Annotated in this window: 10 protein-coding genes; 9 read left to right on the forward strand and 1 reads right to left on the reverse strand. The window is 36.7% G+C overall.

Annotated elements, in window-relative coordinates:
* Positions 1-51: 51 nt before the first annotated feature.
* The 4 genes from ACT29I_RS00595 to ACT29I_RS00610 all read left to right on the forward strand — a co-directional run bounded on the left by ACT29I_RS00595 (position 52) and on the right by ACT29I_RS00610 (position 5,303).
* Positions 52-915, forward strand: coding sequence for a T9SS type A sorting domain-containing protein (locus ACT29I_RS00595; protein WP_444792469.1), 864 nt, complete (start codon positions 52-54; stop codon positions 913-915).
* Between the two features lie 102 nt (positions 916-1,017).
* Positions 1,018-1,728 carry a 3-keto-disaccharide hydrolase gene (locus tag ACT29I_RS00600; RefSeq protein WP_430937346.1) on the forward strand — a complete coding sequence of 237 codons (711 nt, stop codon included), beginning with the start codon at positions 1,018-1,020 and terminating at the stop codon, positions 1,726-1,728.
* 3 nt (positions 1,729-1,731) lie between these two features.
* Positions 1,732-3,450 carry a sulfatase gene (locus ACT29I_RS00605; RefSeq protein WP_430937348.1) on the forward strand — a complete coding sequence of 573 codons (1,719 nt, stop codon included), beginning with the start codon at positions 1,732-1,734 and terminating at the stop codon, positions 3,448-3,450.
* 173 nt (positions 3,451-3,623) lie between these two features.
* Positions 3,624-5,303, forward strand: coding sequence for a glycoside hydrolase family 88 protein (locus ACT29I_RS00610; protein WP_444792470.1), 1,680 nt, complete (start codon positions 3,624-3,626; stop codon positions 5,301-5,303).
* Between the two features lie 135 nt (positions 5,304-5,438).
* Here the strand turns inward: ACT29I_RS00610 and ACT29I_RS00615 are convergent, their stop codons facing one another.
* On the reverse strand, positions 5,439-9,521 hold the full coding sequence (locus ACT29I_RS00615; protein WP_444792471.1) for a hybrid sensor histidine kinase/response regulator transcription factor: 4,083 nt from the start codon (positions 9,519-9,521) through the stop codon (positions 5,439-5,441).
* 466 nt (positions 9,522-9,987) lie between these two features.
* On the opposite strand from ACT29I_RS00615, the gene ACT29I_RS00620 reads away from it, so the two are divergent.
* The 5 genes from ACT29I_RS00620 to ACT29I_RS00640 all read left to right on the forward strand — a co-directional run bounded on the left by ACT29I_RS00620 (position 9,988) and on the right by ACT29I_RS00640 (position 20,923).
* Positions 9,988-13,068: a SusC/RagA family TonB-linked outer membrane protein gene (locus ACT29I_RS00620; protein WP_444792472.1), complete on the forward strand. Its 3,081-nt coding sequence runs from the start codon at positions 9,988-9,990 to the stop codon at positions 13,066-13,068.
* Between the two features lie 35 nt (positions 13,069-13,103).
* Positions 13,104-14,963 (forward strand): RagB/SusD family nutrient uptake outer membrane protein, encoded by a 1,860-nt coding sequence (locus tag ACT29I_RS00625; RefSeq protein WP_430932567.1) that lies wholly within the window; start codon positions 13,104-13,106, stop codon positions 14,961-14,963.
* A 33-nt stretch (positions 14,964-14,996) separates the two neighbouring features.
* Complete coding sequence (locus ACT29I_RS00630; RefSeq protein ID WP_430932569.1) at positions 14,997-18,038, forward strand: SusC/RagA family TonB-linked outer membrane protein; 3,042 nt, start codon at positions 14,997-14,999, stop codon at positions 18,036-18,038.
* 56 nt (positions 18,039-18,094) lie between these two features.
* Positions 18,095-19,891 carry a RagB/SusD family nutrient uptake outer membrane protein gene (locus tag ACT29I_RS00635; protein ID WP_430932570.1) on the forward strand — a complete coding sequence of 599 codons (1,797 nt, stop codon included), beginning with the start codon at positions 18,095-18,097 and terminating at the stop codon, positions 19,889-19,891.
* 99 nt (positions 19,892-19,990) lie between these two features.
* Positions 19,991-20,923, forward strand: coding sequence for a hypothetical protein (locus ACT29I_RS00640; RefSeq protein WP_430932571.1), 933 nt, complete (start codon positions 19,991-19,993; stop codon positions 20,921-20,923).
* The last annotated feature ends 57 nt before the right edge of the window (positions 20,924-20,980 follow it).

Raw genomic sequence — 20,980 nt, forward strand, 5'->3', positions numbered from 1 at the left:
CGAGGAAACACAATTCAAACATTTTTATTAATCAACTTAAATTTAATTTTTATGAAAAACTTCAACAAGGTTATCGCGATGTTAGCAATCGCACTTTTATGCTCAACATTGAGTTATGCAGCCCATGTGGTTGTTAAAACAGTAGAACTAACTACACCGATTACGACTACGGGATATGTGAAAATAGTAGTACAACTAAATGATTATTTTTTAGGTAAAGAATGTGCGGTTATTTTACATGAAAATGAAACTGATTTTGCCTGGAACAGTTCTTTGGCAGCAGCAGGACTTTGGATTGGCTCTCCAGCCCCAGGAACTTACCCTATTGAAGCAATGGGTTATGATGGAGGAGTCGATGCATGGAAAGCAGAAGCGGTAAAAGAAGTGGATAAGAATGAGCAGATTGCCATTTGGCTAAAAGTGGATATGACTGGCGCAACACAAACGCAAGGATATTCAATACAGAGAGCTTCTGAAACCACAGTAACAGAACTATATACAGATATTGATAGCAGAGGTTATGCAAGAGGAGGTACTTCAACAAATTCTCAAGCTAAATACTGCACTATTGTATGGAATGATGCACTAGGTATCAATACACAAGCATGTATTGAAGTTATTATGGATCCTGTAGTTGTTACTTCCATTACACCGCACACTTTTGCCACGGCTATTAACAATGAAGTTGAAGCTTCAACGGTATCAATATTCCCAACAATGGTAGAGAATAATATTACTATTTCTTCTCATGAAGAAGTTAGCGCAGTTAATGTATATTCTTTAACAGGACAACAAGTGTTGGCTGTTAAAAATCAAGCAGTTGTTTCTTTATCTGTTTTAATTGCTGGTCCTTATGTTGTAGAGGTACTAAGTGCTAATGGAGATGTTTGCAGGAAAAAAATCATGAAGAAGTAAATAAGTACATCCATAATTTATTTAGAATAACATAAATGCATCAAAATTTGATATTCATATGAATTTTGATGCTTTTTCATTTTAACCTTTATATTAAATACAATGAAAGGATTATTACTTGTACTAAGTTTCTTATTGCTAACCTTTAGTGTTAAATCCCAGGATTATCAAAAGAAGAAACCTGTGAATGCAAAAACACAACTTATCAATCACGACAAAGAGCCAAAGTTAAAAGGTGCAAACTTTGTTTCTCTTTTTGATGGTAAAACATTGGATGGGTGGAGCACTAAACAAGGAACCATGGTTTTTGAAGTAAAAGATGGTGAGATAGTGGGAAGATGCAGTGAAGGGCCAAGTACTTTTTTATGCACTGATAAAGAATATGTCGATTTTATTTTTACTTGTGAGGTAAAATGGGAAGTGGATGGAAATACCGGCGTTCAAATCCGGTCCAGAATCAGAAAAGATCCTAACAAAAATACAGTGATTGGTCCTCAAGTGGAGATGGAAGATCTGGCAAAAAATGGTCGTGGTTGGTCAGGGGGAATTTATGGACAAAACTGTGGTGGATGGTTTTATCCCTTAAGAGCCCCAGAACACAAAGCATTAAAAAGTGCCATTGATAGAAGCGGATGGAATAGAATTACAGTTATGGTTGAAGGAAATGTAGTCAAAACATGGATTAATGGATTGCCTGCTGCACACTGGGTTGATGAAAAAAATCAATTCCCCAAAGGATTTATTGCTCTGCAGGTTCATGGAGGAAAACAAGGTATTATCCATTGGCGAAATCTTAAAATCAGGGAGCTTTAAAACATGCAAAAACAACTAGTATATTTAACAGTAATAATGCAGACTTTGCTATTGGTTGCATGCATTGGTTCTAATGAGAGTGAAGACAAACTTTCGAAACCTAATATCATTTTTATTTTAGCTGATGATTATGGCTACATGGATACGCAAGCGTATGCAGAACATGTTATGGGTGTTTCAAAAGATAGTATGTATTATGAAACACCTAATATAGACCGCCTTGTAAATGAAGGAGTTGCATTTGAACAGGCTTATGCCAACCAATTGTGTTCCCCAACACGAGCCAGCTTAATTACTGGCAAATATGCAGCACGTCTTGGATTTACAACAGCAACTCCACGAAGAAAAACGTATTACAATACCAACCAAGAAGTCCCGGAAGGCAGTTATGTGCATGATGTATTGGATCATCACGATAATATAAAAATAGAGATGGCATTGCTCAACGGCAGTTCAAATACGGCAGTGCCGTCTGGGGCACCTGCAGATAATGGCCTCGATGAAATTACGATTGCAGAGGCACTTCCTGATTACCATTCTGCATTTATTGGGAAATGGCATATTGGAGGGCATGGAGCTGAAGGATATACCCCAAGTGATCAGGGGTTTGAGACATTAGCTTGGTGTGATGCCGGAGCTTCAACCTATTTTAAATGGAGAGGAATATGGAATAATCGGGCTATAACCTCATTTCCCAATATTCCTCAAAAAGAACTTTTGGTGGGTTCAGCCGGAGAAGAAACAGGGAAGGATTTTTTAACTGAGGATTTAACAGAACAGGCAGTTCGTTATATTGAGAAACGTTCTATTATAAAAGATCAACCTTTCTTTCTATATTTCTGTCATTTTGCCGTACATGGCCCATACCAGGCAAAGCAAGAGGATATCAATTACTTTGAAAATAAGCCGACCAAAGGTTGGAACAATCATAAGGATGCGACTTATGCGGGTATGATACGTGGTTTGGATAACTCAGTAGGAAGAATTCTAAAAAAGTTGGAAGAAACAGGGCTGGATGAGAATACTCTAGTGGTTTTTATGTCCGATAATGGTGGTATTGATGGCAGGGTAACACCAAACGGGAAAGTAACCAGTAACTTTCCACTTAATGGAGGTAAAGCATGTGTTACAGAAGGAGGAATACGGGTTCCATTGATATTTAGATGGAAAGGAAAAATCGAAGGTGGAAAATGGAGTAACGTGCCAGTAGATTGCTGCGATATCTTTCCTACATTTATTGAAGCTGCAGGTTATGATCCAAACCCTCACTATACTAAAGAAGGTGGTATTGATGGACGCAGTATTGTTGGACTTATGAATGACGTAAGTAATACAAAACAAACATATACGCGCAATACACATTTTTGGCATTATCCATTCAACGTTATCTATACTAATCCATACGATGGTTATAATTTAACACCTCACTCTGTAATTAGAGAAGGAGACTACAAGCTGATTTTTGATTGGCATGGAAGACTTAAGCTGTTTAATATTAAAGAAGATATTTCTGAAACTAATAACCTGGCAAAACAAATGCCTGAACTTACCAATGCGTTATTTCATAAGTTGATAGTTTGGCTCGATAACAATGCTAAAAGTACATATTGGCCCAAAGTAAATCCAGATTATAATACGTTAAATGATCCTCGCAAGGCCAAGTTTATAAACTTGATAGACATCTATCGAAGAGGAGGGAATGTAGCTTTTAGTGCCAATTAAAAAGTATAAACCAAATTAGTCCATATTGCTTAAATACAAGCCATATGAAACGAGCTGGATAATTATTTTTTTACATGCCTAATGCCGGTACATGAGTATGATTATATTTTGCGAGTTCCACCGCTTAAATTACGGAGCAGACTATGCGACTGTAAAAAACAAAATTTAAACGTATGTATAGAATTATATTTATCATCTTTTTTTGGGGAATAGCAGCAGTAAACAATGCACAAGAATTGCCCTCAAAAGCCGAAGTTTTAGCGGACCTTATAAAAGTGAACCAGTATTATATGAATGCGAATCCGGAAACAGAAACGGTATCTTCAGGAGCGTCAAACTGGTTAGAGGGATCGTATTTTAACGGGCATATGGCTTTATTTGATTTGCACCCGACCCAAGAGGGCTTGGATTATGCATTGCAGTGGGGTATTAATAATGATTGGAATATAGGAAATAGACCTCACGAGGCCGACAATCAATGTGTAGGTCAAGTTTACATGGATATTTATTATGCCTATGGGGCTAAGGATACATATATGATAAGTAAAGTCGGCACAAGTGTAAGCAATTTGGTTAATCGCACCGCTGTTGATGACTGGGATTGGATTGACGCACTTTATATGGCTATGCCAGTGTTAACCCGATACGGTATATGGAATAACGACTCACGTTATTTCGAAAAGTTGTATGCCTTGTATCATAGTACAAAAGTGAGTCAGGGATTATACGATGCTTCGTTTGGTTTATGGCATCGCGATAAGCGGTTTGACCCTCCATATACAACTTCAGGGGGTAAAAAATGCTACTGGTCGAGAGGAAATGGATGGGTATTTGGAGGCCATGTACGCACGCTTAAATATTTGCCGGAGAATGATATTCACCGTCAGGAATATATTGATACATTCAAAAAAATGGCAGAAGCACTTAAAAGTGTACAGCGAAGTGATGGTTTTTGGAATGTGAGTTTGGGAGATCCAACAGAATTCCCGGGACAGGAAACCAGTGGTACTGCCTTTTTTGTTTACGGTATGGCATGGGGCATCAATAATGGACTTTTGGATAAAGAAACATATTTGCCGACTGTAATTAAAGGGTGGAATGGTTTAGTTTCAACAGCTTTAACGTCTAATGGTCGTATAGGTTATGTACAAGGGGTAGCTGATGAACCTAAAGATGCACAGCCAGTCACCATAAATACTTCCCGCGAATATGGTGAGGGGAATTTTTTGTTGGCAGGAACGGAAGTTATTCAATTGGCAGAAGGGGAAATGCCCAAGCCCAATGACTTTTTTGTGAAGAGTGTTAAAATGAATGATGCTTCAATACTTAAAATTGACTTTTTTGAACCTGCAGAAAAGTGTTCTGCGCAAGATGTTTCAAGCTACCTAATTAATAAAGATGTAAATGTTGAATATGCCATTCTTTCGCAAGATGGCTTAAGTTGCGAGTTAACGTTATCTAATATTTACAATGGGGGCTACGGAATATCATTCAATAATATTACAAGCGTTTCAGGTAAAACTATCGCTAACGCAAGTGGTAAATATTTTTGGGTAAATAGGGATCAGTTCACCTCGCTGGATAGACATCGTCAAATGAATCCGAAAATAAGTGTATATCCCAATCCTGTAAATCAGGATTATATATACATTAAAACAAGCACTAACATTAAAGGCAAAGCGACGGCTCAGGTTTTTGATACTAAAGGTAAATTATTTTTATATCAAAATCTTGAATTGTTAAACAATGGCTTGCCTACCAAACTATTAATGAATGATATTTCAAATGGAATATACATCCTGAATATTAAAGGTCGAGGTTTTAATGTTAATACGAAACTTGTAATTAATTAGTGTATGTAAACTTTAATCTTATTTAATTTTCAGAAACGGCTTCTTATTGTTGATGATAAATGATAAACATTTGGGAATACGTTGTTTTGCGCCTATAGAAGGAGCCAAACCATTGAACAAAGGGGCTTTATTTGTTTAGTTGTTGTGTGCTTGTTTTAATGATTTTTTATACTGAAGAGGTAATACTCCTTTTGCTTTTCTAAAAGAATTAGAAAAAATGGTTTGACTGCTAAAACCACACATGAAGCTAATTTCGCCCAGACTTTCGTATCCTTTATGGATTAACTCTAATGATTTGTTGATTCTGAAATTTGTGATATAATCTTTTGGAGGGGTTTCTGTGATATTCATAAACTTTCGATAGAAACTTGTGCGGCTCATGTTCATTTTTTCGGCTAATAGATGAACATTAAATTCTACAGATTTATAGTTTTCTTCAACTACAGAATTAATCTTTTTCATAAAGTTAACTTCAAATTGATTTACTGTATCTGTTTTATATTCAACCGGCATTGCTTTTTTATAATATTCTTGAAGTGCACTTCTTTGTTTTATTAAATTTTGAATGCGGGCTTTTAAAATATTCAAATCAAAAGGTTTGGTAATGTATTCATCTGCACCATAATCAAAGCCTAATATTTTATTTTCAATTTCAGCTTTAGCTGTTAGCAAAACTATGGGAATGTGCGATATTAAATTGTCTTCTCTGATTGATTTACACAAAGTAATGCCATCCATCTCGGGCATCATAACATCAGATATTATAATATCAGGAAGTGATTTTTTTGCCAGTTTAAGCGCATCTTTTCCATCATAGGTGGGAATAACTTGAAACATTCCCGACAATGCTTTTTGAATAAACTTGTTTAGCTCAATGTCATCTTCAGCTAATAAAATCACTTTTTCGGGTTTATTTACTTTGTGCAAATCAGGTACAAGCTCTTCAGTGAATATTGATGTTTGTTCTCTTTCTTTTACCGCCATATCTTTCAATGCATAAACATGTGCATCTATTGGTAAAATAAAACGCATGCAAGTCAACACATTTTTTTCACTGGTAACCGCAATAGCTCCATGGTGGAGTTCAATAAGTCGTTTGGTAAAATTTAACCCTATCCCAGTACTTGAGTAGTCCGGTTTGCTGTTGTTATTGTTATATTGAATGTATCTGTCAAAAATATGGGGTAACTGATCGGGTGATATACCTTTACCATTGTCAATAACAGAAACCTTAATAAAGTTATTTATGGTATTGTCAACTTTAAATTCATGGGCAAGGTCTTTTGCGTTTAGTTTTTCAATGACAACTTTAATTTGACCGTTTTTTTTCGAAAACTTAAGAGAATTGGACAGTAGGTTGTTTAATATCTTCTCGTATTTGTCTTTATCAACAGGAATAATTAAGTCTTTGACTTTTGTATCAATTTCTATAGAAATATGTTTAAGCTTAGCCGTGTATTGAAACGATATAACCAGCTCTTTTGTTATTTCTATAATATCCTGATTTTTAATTTCTAAATCAAGCGCATCGTTTTCCAATTGGCGGAAAGAAAGTAGTTGGTTGATTAGTTTTAATAATCTGTCGGTACTGTTACTTAAACTACCAATAGAATTTAATGTCATTTTCTTCTCATTTAATTCTGATTTAAGATAATCGACATTTCCTTTTATTAAAGTTACCGGAGTCCTTATCTCGTGGGATATGTTGGTGAAGAATCTCAGCTTCATTTGTGAAACTTCATTTTCTCGAATTCGTTCGTTTTGTTCAACTTCAAGTTCTTTTTTGTAGTGTTTTATGTATAAAACAAACTTAAATGCACCCAGTATTAATAGAGCTAAAAACAAAATGTAGCCTGCTAAAGCCCATATTGTAAGCCAAGGGGCTGGTTTAATTTTAATATTTAGTGTTGCTAAGTTACTTGACCAGTTTCCGTTGTCGTTTTGAACTCTTGCTTTAAAAATATAATCACCGGGTTTTAAATTCTGATAACTGGCAAAAGTCCTGTTGTCCACATAGTTCCAATCCGTGTCAGAACCTTCCAGTATGTAGGCATATTTCATGTTTTTGGCGGAAACATAGTCAAAGCCTTTATATTCGATGCTAAAACTGGGATAATGATGTGATAAGGTTATTTCAGATGTAAGTGCCAGGCTTTTAGTTAAAATATTAGTGTCGTCATCGGGTGTTACCTGGCGGTTGGAAACTTTCAATGTTTCAAGTCGTATTTTGGGTGCTTGTTTGTTTTCAAAGTCAAAAACTTTGGGATTAAAGAAAGTAAGGCCAAAGTTTCCACCAAAGAATAGTGTGCCAAATTCATCTTTCAAGGTGGCTTTTTGGTGAAATTGAATATTCTCAAGTCCTTCGTTGTAGGAGTAGTTTATAAATTCACTTTTCTTGTTTAGCATAGACAAACCATAGGCAGTACTAATCCACATGTTTCCTTTTTCATCTTCAATGATACCCGTAATATCATTGCTGGGAAGTCCATTTTTCATGGTATAAATTGTTACCTCTTTTTTATCCTTCGATATTCGGTACAAACCAAATTTAAAATTACCTATCCATAGGTTCTCTTTCGAATCCAAATAAATGGTAACTATCTGTCCTAAATTTTTTAGGGTCGGTGCGATTATTTTTTGGATATTTTCACTCTGATTGTTTTTATAGTCATAAATAAAACATCCAACAGAATGTGCAGCAACAATTAGCTTACCATCTTTTTGCTGTAATATTTGAGTAACATTTTTATTAAACTTAGTTATTGTATCCAGTAGTTTACCATCAATGGAGAAAACAAGTAACCCTTGTTTGTCAGAACCTGCAAATATTTGATGGTCTGTTTCACAAAAGTTAACCAGACCATTGTTGGGTTTCGGAATTTCGATATTCCTGTGCTTACCGTTTTTTAGGTTTAAAATATGCAATTGTTTTTCTGAGCTTATCCACAGTTCGTTGTTGGAGCTCAATAATAAGCTTCTAATATTATTGTCTTTAATAAAACTGTTTTTCTCGTTTAAAACGGATGTTTTTTTTGTTTTTGTATTATATGTAAAAAGTCCGCTTAATCTGGTTCCTATATAATAATTGCCTTTGTAGTCGGTGCATATCGAAGTCACAAATTTGTCCTTTGTAAAATCCTGTAAGGTTAAATCAAAATTAAAGTTTTTACGACTTTCAAAAGCTATTTCTACCCCTCTGTCAAATGTACCTAACCAAATGTTATTGTTAATATCCTTGAAAAAGCAAGTCAGGTGATTCGAATTTAGTGTGTTTGAATCTTTTGTTTTGTGATAGTTTTTAAGCGATTGACTTATTGTATTGTATACGTAAAGCCCATGCGATTTTGTACCTATCCATAAAATGTTTTTTTCTACTTGCTTTATAAAACTAATTGTTTGGTTTTGAATAGCAACTAAGCCACCATAGTTCTCATGTAAATCTTCAAATTGTTCTTTCTCTATATTAAATATTGAGATGTTTGTATTTGTAGTTATTATTAAGTGCTTTTGAATAAGTGAAAGGGTGCCACCAACTATAAGTGTGTCAGAATCAGGAAGGAAATACTTTTTGTAATCTGAAGTTTTAGGATTATAGTTTATGATGAATTGATTATTGATAGATTTCCCCCAGATTCCAGTCATTTCTTCACTTAGGAGTTCGTCTATGAGGTCATTCTTTGGGAAGTTTTCTACTTGTTTAATTTGTTTGTGATCGGTATTGTATTGATAAAGTCCTTTGGATTGTTTGGTTGAGTAAACCACAGAATCATAGTTGGTGAAGGACTTATGCCAGGAAACGATAGATTTCTTTTTTATTAGCTTTTCCTTTTCAATGCTATATATATTAATGCCTGAGCTTGTTCTGCAAAAAATATCTCCATTGGGAGCTTTGTGCAGCTCAATGATATTATCATGGAATAATGAATTTTCATCATCGTTGTAATAATAGTGTTTAAACGAAATCCCATCATATCTATTAAGTCCCCTGGCAGTACCAATCCAAATATATCCCAAATTATCCTGACAAATTGAATGTATAGCCAGGTTAGATAATCCATCTTTTAAAGATAGGTTTTGAAATTTTGGGGGGAGGTAAGTAAAATCATCTTGCGAATATAATAATGCAGTAGTAAATAAAGACAATGCAAATAGACACTTTTTTAAGCTTGTATTTATGATTTTAAAACTAATTGCATTAAGAAAGAAATAGTTCAGCATTTATGGATTGTCTTAAGTTTCAATTTGTCAATTGCAGAAGTAACGCAAAGTTAAATAAATATACTTTTTAAAGTTATAAAATAAGGCAAATATGAATCAAGAAAGTAAAGAAACTATTCGGTATGCTTTCTTGGTGTTTCAAAAGTGATAAAAGCTGAAACAAAAACGATAAAACAGACTTGTTACCGTTTCAAGCGGATGTGTTAAAGGTGGTGGTTTCTAAATAAATTAGACTTAATGAGGTCGGGATATTAATGTTTTTGCCTGTCGATGTATCTTTTCTGGTGGATGGATATGGGACAGTGATATTTCAAGGGTAACTGACGATTGCAACTTATTTTAACGAAAAATCGATTTATGGAGATGTTGGAACGGAATAAAGAAAACGAAGTGTAAATGTGAGAAAAATGCGATTGCACATCTAATACTTTAGCGGTGTTTTAAGTCTAATTAATAAAAATAATTTATGAAAAAATCATTGCTAATGTTTCTCTTATGCTTCATGTCGGTTTGGGGTATGTCGCAGCAACATTTGGTGACAGGACGTGTTACTGATGAAGCTATGGAGCCGGTTGTGGGGGCCAGCATAATAATAAAGGGAACAACACAAGGAACAATAACGAATTTTGAAGGAGTATATTCTCTTCAGCTAAGCGATTCCAATGCGAAGCTAGTGTTTTCTTTTATCGGGATGGAATCTCAGGAAATTGATCTGGATGGAAGAAAAAAGTTAGATGTACAATTAAAACCTGAATTTTCTGATATTGAAGAAGTGGTTGTAGTGGGATATGGTACACAGAAAAAAGAAAGTGTGGTGGCTGCAATATCTACTATAAGTAGTACTGATATTGTAAGATCGCCAGCAGCGAATTTATCTGTAGGATTGGCAGGTAAAATGCCTGGTCTAACTATCATGCAAACAAGTGGTGAGCTAGGAGCTGAGAATGTTAACTTATATATTCGTGGTCAGGCTTCTATGAATAGCACTAATCCTTTAATATTAGTGGATGGTATTGAGCGTGGAATAAACAATATCGATCCTTATGATATTGAATCTATTTCTATATTAAAAGATGCATCAGCAACAGCTGTTTATGGTGTACGTGGTGCAAATGGTGTTATTTTGGTTACAACCAGGCAAGGTGAGGTAGGGAAGGCCAGAGTTACTGCTAATGTGAATTATTCTATGCAAACCCTAACCAGGTTGCCGGATCCGTTGAATGCGATTGATTATATGAATGTGCGTAATGAAGTTGTTGCACTTGATAATCCGAACAACCCTGTTCCATACCCGGAAGAGGTGATAGATCATTACCGCAACGGTGATTTTCCTGAATATTACAGAGATAGAAACTGGTATGAGGAATTTGTGAACAAATATACACCCATGGTTAAAGGAAACGTAAACATGAGTGGAGGAACAAAAAAAACCAAGTATTTTGCCAGTTTAGGATATACCCGTCAGGGAGGGCCTTTTAAAACAGAACGATGGGATGAATATAATTATGATAATGAGCAACGATTAGACAGGTTTACTTACCGTGCTAACTTTAGTACACAAATTACACCTACGTTAAAAGGTTGGATGAATCTTTCTGGTTCGTTACAAGATAAAAATGACCCTATTATTAGAGGTGACCAGCCAAGTGCAGCCACCACTGCATCGTGGTACTATGTTCTATTGGCAGGTTTTGCCGACCGTGCCTCTATATTAAAAGGACCTAATGTAGATCCTGATGGTAATGTTGTGGATGGAATTTATGGTCAATTAAACAGAACCGGATATCGTGTAACAACAAATAATGATATTCAGAATACAGTAGGTTTTGAACAAGACCTGAAAATGATAACTAAAGGCCTAAAGGCTAAAGTAGTTGCGTCGTACGATACAAAAGATACACACATCAGAGGGTTTAGAAGAACCTATAGTTCATTTCGGGCAGAGATGCTAAAGGATGCAGCAGGGCAAGATTCAGCTGTTGTATACAACCAAACAGGTACACGTGAAGATTCTGAACTGATACCGGTATTAACACAAAGCAATTCTACACGTTTTAATTTGGATGCTTCATTGAATTATAATAATTCTTTTGGAGATCATAACGTTACCGGGTTGTTTCTGTATAACCAAACTCAAAGAATAGTAAATGGTGCAGTTCCGTATAAATATGTTGGTATTGTAGGTCGCGCAACCTATGGATACAAACAACGTTACCTCGGAGAATTTAACTTTGGTATGAACGGGTCGGAACAATTTGCTAAAGGACGACGATTTGGATTTTTCCCCTCGGTTTCATTAGGTTGGGTTATCAGCGAAGAAAATTTCATGAAAAACTCAAGCGCCATTAGCTTTATGAAACTTCGAGGATCATTTGGACAAGTCGGTAACGACAGAATGGGAGGAAGCCGATTTGCATATTTGGATAACTGGACACAAGGATCAAGTGATTTCTTTAGAGGATTAGGTGGTTATTCTGGTTTACCGACTCCTGTGTATGAAAAGTCTATGCCAAATACTTTGGTGACTTGGGAGGTAGCTAACAAAAGCAATATTGGTCTGGAAACAAACTTTATCAATGGGTTTGAATTAGATGTGGACGTGTTCTACGAAAAAAGGAGTTCCATCCTAATGAGTCAGGTACCAATTCCTGTGTATATGTTCGGACAAACAGCATTACCTAAAAGAAATGATGGGGTAATGACAAACCAAGGTATTGAAGCCTCGTTAACTTATAATAAAAAATTAAGCGATGATTTAAGGGTTTCTACTACATTGGGCGGTTCCTTTGCTCGGAACAAAATTATAAATGCAAACGAAGTTTCTTTGGGAGATGACTTTGCCTACCCATACCGCGTAGAAGGTTTTTCCAGAGGATCTATCTATGGTTATGACTGTTTAGGGTATTTTAAAGATGAAGAAGAAATAGCAGGATGGTCGTCTTATGAGAGTTTAGGAGCAGTACTTCCGGGAGATTTAAAATACAAGGATCAAAATGACGATGGAATTATTGATGAAAGAGATAAGATTAGAATGAACTACACAAAGGTGCCAGAATTAAACTTATCTTATTCACTTAAAGTAAATTATAAGGGATTTGATTTTAGTGCATTATTACAAGGAGTCACCAATTATACTTTTGATTTCTCTCAACGAGGAATTTGGGATTGGCATGGTAATAATATCGATGGACTTAAAAACTATTTTGGATTGCATAAATATGCCTGGACTCCTGAAAAACAAGCTAATAGTGGTGATATCCGTTATCCAAGAATGCATATCGATGGATCTTCAGTAAGCAAGCTACCTAGTAATTATTGGTTAATCGACATGTGGTATGTTAGATTAAAAAATGTGGAGCTAGGTTATACTTTTCCTAAAAGTATGATGAAGTCTATAGGATTAAGCAATGTTAGGATTTATTTGAATGGTTTAAATCTATTAACCTTTGATAATATGCCATTTAAATATTTGGATCCTGAGCTTACTAATTCTTTAAATCACCCATTATATGCAAATTATAATGCGGGTATTAACATTACTTTCTAGTAAAATAGACTTGTAAATCATTAAAATTTTAACGAATGAAAAAACGAAATAAAATATTTTGCATTATACCTTTTGTATTGTTATTACTGCTCACAACAACAGGGTGCGAAGACGCTTTTGACAACGCTTTAGCAAGAGAAGCAGATTCAAGAGAATCAATTGAAGGAATGCTTGGGGATGCAACGAAAGTTAAAGGGATGTTTCATGCTTGTTACCAGGGCATACCCAAAAGTAGGGTTTATCTTTATTTCTGGACAACCGAAGAAGCACTAACTGACAACTGTTTTGATCAGCAAGCCCAGAGTATGGGAAATTGGCGTAACGGTAATCTGAGTCCATCCAATGGTGCAGTATGGGCCGGAGAAAGAAGTAATACCTATAGCCAACCCAATACCGGATCATGGTGGGGCAGATATTGGGGAGGTATTCATTTTTGTAATGTTTTTCTTGAAAATCTGCCCCAGGTTACTGTCTCCGATGAAGAATTGCCTCAGGCAGAAAGAGACCTTATGAGAGAAGAGGTCATAGCGCTTAGAGCTTATTTTCATTTTAAGTTAATCAGTATGTATGGCCCTCTACCGTTTATCGACTTTGTATTTCCATTGGAATATGATGGATGGAAAGATATGACACGGCCTACATACGATGAGGTAGCCAACAGGATTGCTGAGGAGCTGCAAGGCGTGATAGACCGAGGTATCCTTCCTATGAAACGCGATCCTTCTAATGTTACCGATAAATATCGTATGCCATTAGGTTTTGTATATGGGCTGAAATCACGTGTGTTATTATATAATGCCAGTCCGCTTAATAACCCTGATGGAGATGTAAATAAATATGAAAAAGCTGCAGCAGCAGCCAAACAGTTTCTTGATCTGGGAGCCTATTCATTAGAGCCCTGGGAGAATACTAAAAAGATGTATATCTCCGAATATTCTGTAAACCTGGAAGCAACAGAAGTGATTTGGAGGGCAAGAGATAGGGTGGCGCAACTGAGTAATGTACAGGGTATTAACCTGGGTAAGGCCGTGCCTAAAAAGTCTAATTTTACCATTGTTAAGTGCGGTGAAACTCCGACCCAGGAGATGGTAGACTGTTATGAGCTGAAGAACGGGGCCATGGTAGTACAGGAATATGATGCAACCCATGCCAATCCTACCTTTACACCTGAAGCGCTTGCCGCAGGTTACGATGATTATAATGCTCCTTACGAAAACAGGGACGACCGACTTTCCAGGGATATCATGTACAATGGAAACAATTTTGGACAATCCTATCAAATGGGGGCCATTACAGTTTGGACTTATAAAGGAGCGCCGGGTACTGGAACCAATGGTAATGTAACATCAGGCAGTCAAAGACAAACTTATACCGGTTATTATTATGGTAAAGACAGAGACCCATTGTTTTATGGGAAGGGATCAAAGGGTGCAGCTTTCGGACGCGTTAACCATCACAGCATGATGATGCGTTATGCAGAAATATACTTGAATTATGCCGAGGCACTTTGTGGGGCAGGTCATTTTGATGAAGCTTGTTACGCTTTAGATATGACTCGTGTAAGAGCCAACCAGCCTCCAATAAGCTCGGTGCCGGATTATCAAAGTGGCAATACAGATTGGTTGATGAGAAGAATCAGAAACGAACGTCGCGTGGAATTGGTGTTAGAAGATCACCGTTTCTATGATGTACGCAGGTGGGATATCATCAGCAATACACAAAACAACACTGTTAGTGGAATGTTAGTGGAGAAAGTTGGTGCTGCTTATACGCATACCCGTTATCAGACACCTTGGGTTTGGGCCTGCCATAACGAAAAATATAAGGTGCTCCCTATTCCTCTGGTCGACGGAAAATATTTACCAAACCTGGAACAGCCGGAAGCTTGGCAATAGCTAATATTCAAGAATTAATTCAAATTAAAACATATGAAAAACATATTTAAAAGATATATACTAATTGTCTGTGGAGTTTTTCTGGCCTCACTGGTTACCCATGCAGCTGCGGTAATTAAAGGTACAGTGGCAGATTCTAAGGGGGTGGTATTGCCCGGTGTAGTTGTTTCTGAAAAAGGAAACAACAATAAGGCGTTTACAGATATCGACGGTAAGTTTTCAATAGAGGTGGCAGAACTTCCGACTACGTTAATTTTTAAAAAGGCCGATTTCAAAAGGTTGCTTCAGGTTATTGACAAGACAACCGATGATGTTGAAATTAAGCTTGTAAAAGAAGATATGGAATATGTGGCATACGGTAAAAAAGCAAAGCATAGTATTACCAGCTCCATTTTTTCCATATCAGGTGAGGAATTATTAAGGAGCCGGTCTACTAATCTGATGATTGCATTGCAAGGCAGGTTGCCGGGATTAACTATTATCCAAAAGGATGGTGAACCAGGAAAAGAAACTTTTAACACACAAATCAGAGGGTTTGATTCTCCTAATTCTAATGGGGTAATGTTTGTTGTGGATGGAGTTGAGCGTTCGGCTGCAGGTATTGATATTTACGAAATAGAGAGAGTAACGGTGCTTAAAGATGCGGCAGCTACTGCAATCTATGGTATGCGTGGTGCCGGTGGTGTGTTGTTAATTAACACCAAGAGTGGTTTTGTAGGTAAATCAAAAATTTCGGTATCTCTGGATCATTCAATGCAAGCACCAACACGACTACCCTCTTTTGTTTCGGCTTATGATTATGCTCATTTGTATAATCAGCGACTGGAAAATGATTTTCTTTATAATGGTTCAGGAGGAGAACCTTATACTGAGCGAGAAATAGAAAGGTACATGCTGGCAGATTCAACAGGTTTTTATCCAGTGAGGGATATGGCAGACGAATTTATGAAGGATTATGCCAAGCAAACCAGGGTTAATGTAAACTTCCAGGGGGGATCAAAGCAGATGCGTTACTTTACTTCTTTAGGGTATAGTCAGCAAGGTTCTATTTTTGAACATGAACCATTTGATAAATACAGCTATGATGCTGAATCAAAATCAACCCTGTTTAATTTTCGTACCAATCTGGATATCACACTCAACCCACAGCTGGATGTTTGGTTGAATATTGGGGGAAGTATGGGTAAAATGAATGCGCCTTACGCTGGCGGATTAGGATGGAATAGTTTAATAGAAAAATTATATAAAACACCCAATAATGCTTATCAGGATCTTACCCCTGATGGTGAAGTAATCATTAAAAAGGACAAGTTGACTTTTAGAAACAACAATTCCATTTATGGTGATTTATACCGCACAGGATCTACCTTAGGTACGAACCTGAGACTTAACAATACTTTTGGAGCCAGACAAAAATTAGAATCAATAATACCTGGGCTTTCAGCCACAGCCCAATTGGCATTTGATGTTAACTCAAACAATTCACAAATCCGTAAGAGAACCTATGAAGGATATGAAGTACAGACTTTGTTAGATGTAAATGGATTGGACTCATTGGGCTATGTTAAAAATGTAGGTACAAAAAATTCAACACTCTCAGATTCTCGTACGAACTATTTCTATTATATGTACAATATGCGTGCTTCGTTAGATTATGATCAAACCTTTGGTCAAAAACATCATGTAACTGCCATGTTGATGGCTCAAAGGCAAATGCAGCAGAAAGAGATTTATCTTCCTACCAATTATATGGGATTGGCTGGGCGAATGTCGTACGCATATAATAACCGTTATTTTATGGATGCCAGCTTTGCGTACCAGGGATCTGAGCAATTCGCAAAAAGTAACCGATTTGGCTTTTTCCCATCATTCGCTTTGGGCTGGGTAGTATCCAACGAAGGATTCTTAGAGAATAATTCAACAGTAACATTTTTAAAGTTACGCGCATCGGCTGGTCAAGTAGGTAATAATGCGTACGCATATGGTAAGGATAACCAGTATCTATACCTTACGTCATGGAACTCAAATTCTACCGAAAATCAATTAGGAAATGAAAATATCCAGTGGGAAACGTCAACAAAATATAATGTAGGTATTGAAACAGAATTGTTTAATTCCTTATATGTAGGAGCCGATTTCTTTTATCATGATAATTCTGATTTAATCATCAAAGATATTGCGATACTTCCTGATGGAATGATGGGATTAGGGGGTGCTTCTTTACCACCTGCCAACCTTGGTGAATCAATAAATAAAGGATTTGAATTGGTAATTGGATACAACAAAGAAATTAATGAAGATTTCTTCGTGAATTTGAATGGTAATGTTTCTTATAACCAAAATGAAAAAACGTTTACAGCAGAAATGCCTTATGATCAAACCTATGCATATGCCTACAGAAGCCAAGGATATGCAGGGGGGTATCATTGGGGATATAAAACGGATGGCCTGTTCAGCTCAGACGAGGAAATCGAGGGTTGGGCAGACCAAACAGCACTGGGAGGGTCTCCAATACCGGGCGATATAAAATATATGGATTTGACAGGAGATGGTGTTGTGGATGAGAAAGATAAAGCACCGTTAGGCATAGGGCAAACTCCTGAAATAACCTATGGTGCTCAGCTGGCTGTAAATTATAAATGGTTCGACTTAACAGCTTTTGTTCATGGGACTGCAAATCGTAATATTTACATGAGCGGACTAGGGGTATCATCTAACCAGGATAATTTCACTGAAGTGATGAAAAAATCATGGACTGCTGAAAAGTTTGCTGCAGGCGAGGATATTAGTTATCCCCGGTTAGGTAAAGAATCAAGTAACTACATCAAGAGTGATTATTGGATGGTCAATGCTTCATATGTCCGATTAAGAAATATAGAGCTTGGATTTACCTTGCCAGATAAGTTATGTAATTTAATAAAAGCAAGCTCGATAAGGATATATGCGAATGGGTTAAACTTATTGACATGGGATCACTTGTCAAGTGATTACTTTGATCCGGAGTCGGGTAATGCTTCGCTGACAAATTATCCAATCCAAAAAGCCTATAACTTTGGAATTAATTTGAAGTTTTAAAGACGAAGAGTTAACGTTTTGAGAACGTCGAATCAAACCATTTTAAAAAAAAGAAAATGAAGAGAAAAAATATTTTTCATATAAATCTAGGGATCATCCTTTTTCTTTTATTGCTTAATTCTTGCGAAGAAGTATTGGAAGTAACACCTTCAGACAAGGTTAGTATAGATAGGTTATTAAATAAGGAAGACCCTCTAAGAGATTTCAGAGATAATTGTTACTTAAAGTTAAATAAGTCATTTACCGTACATAGTGATGGTGCTCCTCTTGAAGTATATAGTGATGATGCTTTTATGGCCGGTACGGGGAGTACTTTTGATTGGCATAATGCACAATTGAGTACCACTAAAACATTTATGGGTGTAAAAATATGGAACGATTGCTGGGAAGGGATCAGAAAGTGTAATTTGGCTATTACTTATATACCGAAATCAACAGTTCCTAAGGATAAACTGGATGATGAGACTTTAAATATGTGGGTGGCAGAAGCAAAACTGCTAAGAGCATGGTATCATTTTGAATTAATCAAAAATTTTGGTGCCGTACCATTTGTAGACAAGCCATTGGAGCCGGGTTTTGCCGGTTGGGCTGATCTTAAAAGACCTTCGTTTGAGGAGATTGCGTCGCGTATTGCCCAAGAGTGTGATGAGGTGATTGAAGATGATCACTTACCTTTAAGATATCAGGTGGCTGGTGAATATGGTTTGGTTAATAAAGCCGTAGCATATGCCTTAAAATCCAGGGTGCTTTTATATAATGCCAGTACCTTGAATAACCCAAATGAGGATGCCGAAAAGTGGCAAAGGGCAGCTACTGCAGCGCAGGAATGTTTGAGTGCTATAGGTAACGATTATGGTTTATTGTCCATGAGTGACTATGGTTTACTGTTTAGTGATTCATACACTACACAAAATAATGAAATAATCCTCGCTTCCAATACCAATAGTGCAGCTACATTAAACGAAAACAATGGAGTTGATTTAAAAGCATTAGGTACGGTAAAACAAAGTAGTAACTGCGGCGCAGTACCGACTCAAGAGTTGGTGGATTGTTTCGAGTTGACGGATGGTACCTTGCCGATAAGCGCTTATAATACTGCGGAGCATACAGACGTAACCTTTGCTGAAGGTTACAATGAAACAACCGGTGCGGATATCTATGCTAATAGAGATATGAGGTTAAGTGCCGCTATTGCCTATAATGGAATCAATTATGGCAGGTATCCGGGACAGCCTGCTGCTTCTTCAGACCTAGTCATTTATACCTATGAAGGAAAAGACGGCACGGGATATAACCCTAGTTTTACTTCGCAGGATGAGTTGGACAAAAGACGCAGTACAACGGGGTATTATAGTAAAAAGTTCCGCTCTGCTTCATATTGGGGTTCAACACCCGGTGGCACCAACTCATTTAAAATTTATTTCAGATTAGCAGAGATATATTTGAATTTGGCGGAAGCTCAATGTGAGGCAGGGAATTTAGATGCTGCAAAAATAGCATTAAATATGGTGAGACAAAGAGCTGGCCAGCCTGCTATTGCTGATGTTCCTGGCTTTCAGAATACCAAAGCGTTTATCATCAAAAGAATACGTAACGAAAGACGAGTTGAGTTTTGTTTTGAGGGACATCGCTTTTACGATCAACGAAGATGGAAAGTTCTTGCTCAAACCAATGAAGTTATTAGTGGTATGAAAATTACAAGCACAGGAGGTGATAATGGTCCTTTTTCTTATGAGAGGGTTAAAATCGATGTGCCTCGAAATGCAACATCTGACAGGTATCTGGTGCTCCCAATACATTTTGAGGAAGCAAGAAGATTAACAGGTATGGGGCAACCTGATGCATGGAATTAGAGATAGGCAAATACGGTAAGTAAAATTGTTTCTTTTTTCAGAAGGTCCATATCTAGGCATTAAGTTATGGACCTTGTTTCTTCAATAAATCATTAAAAAATGAAAGCATATATAAAGATTGAAAAAAGTACGCTATTTATCTTGAGCATACTGTTTTACAGTGTAGGTCTATATGGCCAGCAATACTTGTCATTGGATAATGACACTTTGCATTTAAAACTTGATTTAACCCGCGGAGGTGCCATTTGTTATATTTCCAAATCAGGAGGTGATAGAAATATAGTCAATATTCATGATGAAGGGCGATATATTCAGCAATCATATTATGCAGGCAAAAAGGTTAACCGACAGTCCGAAGGTCAAAAGTCAGCTTGGTCACCATGGTCATGGAACCCCATTCAGGTAGGGGACTGTTACAGGAACAGGGCTAAGATTCTGGAACAGAAACAGAGTGTGAATACCTTATATGTAAAATGCGTACCCATGTTATGGGATATGGATAATAAAGCTGCAGAGGCTGTGATGGAACAGTGGACTACTTTAAGCGGAAATGTAATAAAAGTACGCAATAAGTTAAGTTGTCATCGTACTGATAGCATTTATGGAGAAGAAGCCAATAATAACCAAGAGTTGCCTGCCGTATATCCCATATCCTCCTTGAAAAACTTGTATACTTATTTTGGAGATAAACCTTTTACGGGAGAACCATTAAGTAATCCGCATGTGAAAAATTTGAGGGATGGTTTTTGGGGGAAGTATAAAAACCAAATGGTTGCCGAAAACTGGATGGCTTTTGTTGATGATGATCTTTGGGGCATGGCAGTATATACGCCTATTTGTTCCAATTTTTTAGCCGGTATGGCAGGTAATCCCGGTTTTGAAGCCAACGATGCCGCAACCTCATACATTGCACCGGTTAAAAAGGCTATACTTGGCAAAAAATCGGTGTACGAATACGATTATTATTTGATTGTTGATGATTTGGAAAAAATAAGATCATCAATATATGAAATCCGTAAGAACATTCCTTAAACTGGCGAAAAATCAGTAATAAAACACGAAATCAATAAAAAGTAAAACAGAATAAAT

It is taken from the genome of Saccharicrinis sp. GN24d3, assembly GCF_052400645.1.
GTDB lineage: Bacteria > Bacteroidota > Bacteroidia > Bacteroidales > Marinilabiliaceae > Saccharicrinis.

What these genes read in the sequence shown, in the direction of transcription:
- ACT29I_RS00595 (WP_444792469.1), top strand. Translation starts at nt 52, where the DNA reads ATGAAAAACTTCAACAAGGTTATCGCGATGTTAGCAATCGCACTTTTA.
- ACT29I_RS00600 (WP_430937346.1), top strand. Translation starts at nt 1,018, where the DNA reads ATGAAAGGATTATTACTTGTACTAAGTTTCTTATTGCTAACCTTTAGT.
- ACT29I_RS00605 (WP_430937348.1), top strand. Translation starts at nt 1,732, where the DNA reads ATGCAAAAACAACTAGTATATTTAACAGTAATAATGCAGACTTTGCTA.
- ACT29I_RS00610 (WP_444792470.1), top strand. Translation starts at nt 3,624, where the DNA reads ATGTATAGAATTATATTTATCATCTTTTTTTGGGGAATAGCAGCAGTA.
- ACT29I_RS00615 (WP_444792471.1), bottom strand. Translation starts at nt 9,521, where the DNA reads ATGCTGAACTATTTCTTTCTTAATGCAATTAGTTTTAAAATCATAAAT.
- ACT29I_RS00620 (WP_444792472.1), top strand. Translation starts at nt 9,988, where the DNA reads ATGAAAAAATCATTGCTAATGTTTCTCTTATGCTTCATGTCGGTTTGG.
- ACT29I_RS00625 (WP_430932567.1), top strand. Translation starts at nt 13,104, where the DNA reads ATGAAAAAACGAAATAAAATATTTTGCATTATACCTTTTGTATTGTTA.
- ACT29I_RS00630 (WP_430932569.1), top strand. Translation starts at nt 14,997, where the DNA reads ATGAAAAACATATTTAAAAGATATATACTAATTGTCTGTGGAGTTTTT.
- ACT29I_RS00635 (WP_430932570.1), top strand. Translation starts at nt 18,095, where the DNA reads ATGAAGAGAAAAAATATTTTTCATATAAATCTAGGGATCATCCTTTTT.
- ACT29I_RS00640 (WP_430932571.1), top strand. Translation starts at nt 19,991, where the DNA reads ATGAAAGCATATATAAAGATTGAAAAAAGTACGCTATTTATCTTGAGC.